Raw genomic sequence first — 4,949 nt, forward strand, 5'->3', positions numbered from 1 at the left:
ACGACGCCGACCACCACCGCGTCCGTCACGGCGCCGCAGCCGGCGGCCTGACCACGACACCCGCTTCCGTACCGAGCGCGGCGGCCTCTCCACGCGTGGCGACACCGAGTTTGCGCAGCACACCCGCGACGTGGAACTTCACGGTCGATTCACTCACGCCGAGCCGCTGGGCGATCGCGCGGTTGCGCCGTCCCGCCACGAGGTGTTCGAGCACCTCCCGTTCGCGCGGCCCGAGGGCCGCGAGCGCGTCGACGACGGGGCCGTCCGGGGACGGGGCGGGCAGATCCAGCGGCAACACCGCGGCGACGCGGGACCCCCATCCGGGTATCGACTCGGAATCGAGGGTGCCGCCGAGGGTTTCGACCCGATCGCGGAGTTGACGTTCGAGTTCGTCGACGTCGATCTCCCCGAGACCGTCGTCGCGGATGTCGACGAGTAGGTTCGCGCCGTCGCAGTTCCACGCCACGCGGATCCGGCCGGCCGTCCCCTGCCCGGACAACGCCAGGACCGTGCCGCGTGCGAGGGCGCGTGCGGCGTGGGCGACCTCCCCCGGCAGTCCGCGGCCGTCGAGGGGTGGCGCGACCATCTCGAGGGTCACGTCCCGGTGCCGCAGCAGAGACCGAAGCTCACCGTGCATGCGCGCGAACGCCGTGGTCACCGCCTCCTCCGCGAGGTCGCGATGGTGGTCGACGGCCGAACGTAACGCGATGAGGGCGGAGGTCGCGGTCTCGCGGGCGGTGGTGCGGGCGCGGGTGTCGTCGAGGTCGGTCGATCGCAGGGTGGCCAGGATCGTCTCGAGGGTGACGGCGTGGGTCTCGGTGAGTTCGGCGACGGTGCGGGCACGTTCGGCGGAGGCCGCGCGGGATTCGGCGAGGTAGGCGGGACTGGCACTGTGCACCTGCAGTTGGATACCGGTGGCCACCACCGCGAAGAGGGCTCGTGCGATGTCGAGGACGGCGGGGCGTGGCCGGTGTCCGGTGGGGACGATCAGCAGGAGAGTGTCGGTCCGATCGAGGCATGCGTACACCTCGATGTCGCGGCCGGCGATCCGCGCGGGTCGACAGCAGAACTCCCCGGCGGTCAGTCCACCGCGGATGCGGTCGAGTTCGGCGATCGTGATGCGGTCCACGATCACCGGATCGCCGGCGATCTTGCGGGGTCGGCCCGTGCATTCGCGGGTGAAGACGACCAGCGCGCGGTGCGGGACCAGCTCGGTGAGCAGCATCGAGAAGCGCTGCGCGATCTCCGGAAGCGGCCCCACCAGCACGTCGCGCAGGTCGGTGACGAGGGCATCGGGGCGTGGTACAGCGGCGGTCACCCTGGTCACACTATCCGGGCACCGGATATGCAAGGTAAGCGTCGCCTAAACTCACCGGCCCGTGGGCCCCACCGGTCCGGTAGTCCCTGAAATTGCGTAGCCCCCTCCCGGAGGACCAGCATGACGACCCGATCAGCGCACCGGCGCACGCGCGCCCTCGTCGCGGCAGGAGCGGCGCTGCTCGTCGCCGTCATCGGGTGTTCGTCGTCGCAGGACACCGCATCCGACGACGCCGCCACCGCCTCCGACACGTTCCTGCCGGAGGCGGAGGGCACCACCACGTACCCGCTGACGCTGCACACTCCGTACGGTGAGACGGTTCTCGAGGAGCGACCCGAACGGATCGCGATCGTGGGAGGTCTCGGCGAACTCACGAACCCGGGTGCGGGCGCAGCCCGATCCCCTGAGCCGTCGGCCGCGGTGCGGCGACACGTAGATTGACGTCGACGTCCCACACCGACACCGAGGAGACGCCGTGAGCGACATTCCCGCTGATGCCGTGTGGCTGCGGCCGGGGCAGATCGCGCAGCGCGCCGGAGTCGCGGTCTCGACGCTGCACTACTACGAGCAACTCGGTCTGATCACGAGCCGACGCACGGCGGGAAACCACCGCGAGTACCGACGCGACACGCTGCGCCTGATCGCGTTCGTCCGCGCCTCCCAACGGCTGGGAATCCCACTCGCCACCATCAAGTCCGCCCTCGACGATCTTCCTCACGACCACCCGCCCACCAAACGCGACTGGGCCCGGCTCGCGCGGCTGTGGCGATCCGATCTCGACGACCGCATCGACCGTCTCGTCGCTCTCCGCGACAACCTCGCGAACTGCATCGCGTGCGGCTGCCTGTCGCTGACGGCCTGCCCCTACACCAATCCCGGGGATGCACTCGGCAAGGAGGGGCCGGGCGCGCGGGGGCTCGAGCCCGCCTCGACGAGGCATGATCCTGCCGAATCCTGAGCGCAACCCCTTCGCCCAGGAGCGGACCGAGCTGCGGCAGGAAGGCCCTTGGCCCGGGCTTGTTCTCGCGTTCGTGGAGTAGGCAGAGAGAAGTCGTGCGTGGGAGCGGCGACGATCACGGCGGTCAGCCCGGCCGGCAGGGTGGTCGCCACCTCGCCGGCCCCGACGATCGAGGCCTGGCCATCGCCACGAACCTCGGTGATCCCCTCTGCGACGGCCTGTGCGATGGCTGACGTGTGACCGAAATAGGACTCGGTGACGATCAGTACGCTCATTTCTTGATCCGATCGGTGGTGGGAAGCCACGCGACGACCAAGGTGATCGCGCCGAGCACGGCCAGCGCGATGCTCATGATGCGCCATGACAGCGGCAGGATGGGCATGTCGTGCTCGGAGACCACCGCCCCGAAGATCAGCAGCGCGCTGCCGATGACGAAGCAGGCCGTGGACCACCACCGCGCCCATCTCGCCTGGCGCCACGTCCCGACGAGCGCGACGGCCCACCCCACCATTGCCAGACCGAAGACGCCGCAGAGGAAGACCCACGGCACGATCGGATCAGGAACCTCGCCATACGGTGCGTAAAGCTCGTGGACGTGCGTGGCGACGCTGTCGCCGGTCGCCCGGTCCACGACCATCCAGATCACGGCCACCACCGTGGTAGCCAATCCCAGCCCCAGGCAGATCGAGACCGCGACCCGTCGCGACGCCGTACGTTCCGCGCCCATACTCACTCCTGTTTTGAGAGTTACTTTCAGTTGACGGTGACTCTAAATAAACAGGCAGGGTGAGTCAACTGGCAGTGACTTGCAGTAGGGTGGGTTGATGGCACCGGGGCTCAGAGAGCGCAAGCGGCGCGCAGCGATGCGCCACATCCAAGAGGTCGCCCTCGACCTGTTCGACGAACGCGGCTTCCAGGAGGTCAGTGTCGAGCAGATCGCCGACGCCGCCGATGTCTCGCCGTCCTCGGTCTACCGGTATTTCGGCACCAAGGAGGGCGTCGTTCTGGCGGATGACTTCGACGCCCTGAGCGAGGCCGACCTCACCAGCATCATCGACCCCGGCGATCTCGTCGGCACCGCACGAACGGTGGTCGCACGATTCGAGCCGTCCGAAGACCAGCAAGACCCCGAGGCGAACCTCGCGCTGCGCCGCATCCGTTACTTCTTCGACGAACCATCCGTCCGCAAGGCGTCCTACGAGACTCTGGCCAACGCTGTTGAACGGATCGCTCCGATCCTCACCACGTCCGGTGGATTCACGGCCTCGGAAGCCCGCGTCATGTCCTCGGCGCTGGTCTTCGGCTACTTCTCGGCCGTCGAGCAGTGGTACCGCAACCCGGAAGGCCGATCCATCACCGACGTCCTCGACGAAGTCCTCGGGACCCTACGCCGCCTATAACGGACGACGATCACGTCGCCGGCCAGCACGCGGCCGGACAGAATCGCCTCACATGCGTCCTCCTGGGATTCGACGACGACGGCAGGACCGGCGAAGGTCAGGATCGACTCGTCGACACCGGCGGTCTCGACGACGCAACCGTCGACCGACAGGTTTCCGCGGAGCACTGCGATCCCACCGTCCGGCGAGTAAGCATGCGCGACGTCGGATCAGTCCCCGGTAGTGGTGCAACTGATTTCTGATCCTTCGTAGGTGGTCAGACTGGTAGTTGCATCAGCCTGGATGCACCGAACCGGCGGAGATAACCAGCGCGTCGTAACAACGAAATGCCCTGTCGTAGTGAAAGAATTGAACTTCTCACAGAAACAATTCGGCCACCACGAAGGGCATCTCGCAGATGCAACTCTCTCACACCCGCCCCGTCACCGCCGCGAGGTTCGACGATCCGAACCTCGTGTCGACCGCCGGACTGGTCCCGATCATGGCCTTGGCCCGCAGTGGCGGCCTGCTCACCCTCACCGATCAGCATCTGAGCCTGCCCACCGACAAAGGCGCCCACCCCGGAGCGAAAATCGGATCGTTGGTCGCGGGCATGGTCGCCGGCGCTGACAGCATCACCGACATGGCACTACTACGACACGGGGCGATGGGAACACTGTTCGACCGCCCCTACGCACCGTCGACGCTGGGGTCGTTCCTGCGCACCTTCACCTTCGGGCATGTCCGCCAACTCGATGCCGTCGCCTCCCGGTTCCTGCGCGGCCTGGCCGCCCGCACCCCGCTGGTGGCGGGTATCGACACCGGGCGGGTGCTGGTCGACATCGACGATTCGATCATCGAAGTGCACGGTCACAGCAAACAAGGCTCCGGATACGGCTACTCCGGGGTCCGCGGACTGAACGCGCTGATCACCACGGTCACCACCGACACCACGGCACCGGTGATCGTCGGACAACGCCTCCGTAAAGGTGCGTGCGGATCTGCGCGTGGGGCCGGCCGGATGGTCGCCGACACCCTGACCACCTCCCGGCACCTGCGCCGGGCGGCTACCGACCCAGCAGCGCGCACCACGCCGGTAGCAGCGTCGAAACCGCTGGTGCGGGCGGATTCGGCGTTCTACGGGCATCCCACCATCTCGGCCGCGCTCCGTGGCGGGAGCCGACGTATCGGTGACCGTGCGTCTGACCTCGACCATCAAGACCGCGATCGCCTCGATCGGCGACGATGCGTGGACGCCGATCGAGTACACGAATGCGGTCTACGACCAGGACAC

Annotated in this window: 5 protein-coding genes and 2 pseudogenes; 4 read left to right on the forward strand and 3 right to left on the reverse strand. The window is 67.8% G+C overall.

Annotation, left to right across the window (positions count from 1 at the left end):
* Positions 1 to 25: 25 nt before the first annotated feature.
* Positions 26 to 1,225 carry a helix-turn-helix transcriptional regulator gene (locus tag LDQ05_RS19230; RefSeq protein WP_372461164.1) on the reverse strand — a complete coding sequence of 400 codons (1,200 nt, stop codon included), beginning with the start codon at positions 1,223 to 1,225 and terminating at the stop codon, positions 26 to 28.
* Positions 1,226 to 1,438: 213 nt separating this feature from the next.
* Between LDQ05_RS19230 and LDQ05_RS19235 the strand changes: the two genes are divergently transcribed.
* Both LDQ05_RS19235 and soxR read left to right on the forward strand, forming a co-directional pair.
* Positions 1,439 to 1,759 (forward strand): hypothetical protein, encoded by a 321-nt coding sequence (locus LDQ05_RS19235; protein WP_226438556.1) that lies wholly within the window; start codon positions 1,439 to 1,441, stop codon positions 1,757 to 1,759.
* Between the two features lie 34 nt (positions 1,760 to 1,793).
* The gene (gene soxR / locus LDQ05_RS19240) at positions 1,794 to 2,276 is read left to right on the forward strand and encodes a redox-sensitive transcriptional activator SoxR (RefSeq protein WP_226438557.1); all 483 of its coding nucleotides are present in this window, start codon (positions 1,794 to 1,796) and stop codon (positions 2,274 to 2,276) included.
* 271 nt (positions 2,277 to 2,547) lie between these two features.
* Here soxR and LDQ05_RS19245 read toward each other — a convergent pair whose 3' ends face one another.
* Complete coding sequence (locus LDQ05_RS19245; protein ID WP_226438558.1) at positions 2,548 to 3,003, reverse strand: hypothetical protein; 456 nt, start codon at positions 3,001 to 3,003, stop codon at positions 2,548 to 2,550.
* A gap of 136 nt (positions 3,004 to 3,139) precedes the next feature.
* On the opposite strand from LDQ05_RS19245, the gene LDQ05_RS19250 reads away from it, so the two are divergent.
* Complete coding sequence (locus LDQ05_RS19250; RefSeq protein WP_226438559.1) at positions 3,140 to 3,676, forward strand: TetR/AcrR family transcriptional regulator; 537 nt, start codon at positions 3,140 to 3,142, stop codon at positions 3,674 to 3,676.
* On the opposite strand, the pseudogene LDQ05_RS19255 reads toward LDQ05_RS19250, so the two are convergent.
* Positions 3,661 to 3,882, reverse strand: a pseudogene (locus tag LDQ05_RS19255) (dihydroxy-acid dehydratase); the annotation flags it as partial. The gene LDQ05_RS19250 and the pseudogene LDQ05_RS19255 overlap by 16 nt on opposite strands.
* Before the next feature lie 191 nt (positions 3,883 to 4,073).
* On the opposite strand from LDQ05_RS19255, the pseudogene LDQ05_RS19260 reads away from it, so the two are divergent.
* Positions 4,074 to 4,949, forward strand: a pseudogene (locus LDQ05_RS19260) (IS1380 family transposase); the annotation flags it as partial.

This window comes from Rhodococcus yananensis (assembly GCF_020515525.1).
GTDB classification, from domain to species: Bacteria; Actinomycetota; Actinomycetes; order Mycobacteriales; family Mycobacteriaceae; genus Rhodococcus; species Rhodococcus yananensis.

What these genes read in the sequence shown, in the direction of transcription:
- LDQ05_RS19230 (WP_372461164.1), bottom strand. Translation starts at nt 1,225, where the DNA reads ATGCTGCTCACCGAGCTGGTCCCGCACCGCGCGCTGGTCGTCTTCACC.
- LDQ05_RS19235 (WP_226438556.1), top strand. Translation starts at nt 1,439, where the DNA reads ATGACGACCCGATCAGCGCACCGGCGCACGCGCGCCCTCGTCGCGGCA.
- LDQ05_RS19245 (WP_226438558.1), bottom strand. Translation starts at nt 3,003, where the DNA reads ATGGGCGCGGAACGTACGGCGTCGCGACGGGTCGCGGTCTCGATCTGC.
- LDQ05_RS19250 (WP_226438559.1), top strand. Translation starts at nt 3,140, where the DNA reads ATGCGCCACATCCAAGAGGTCGCCCTCGACCTGTTCGACGAACGCGGC.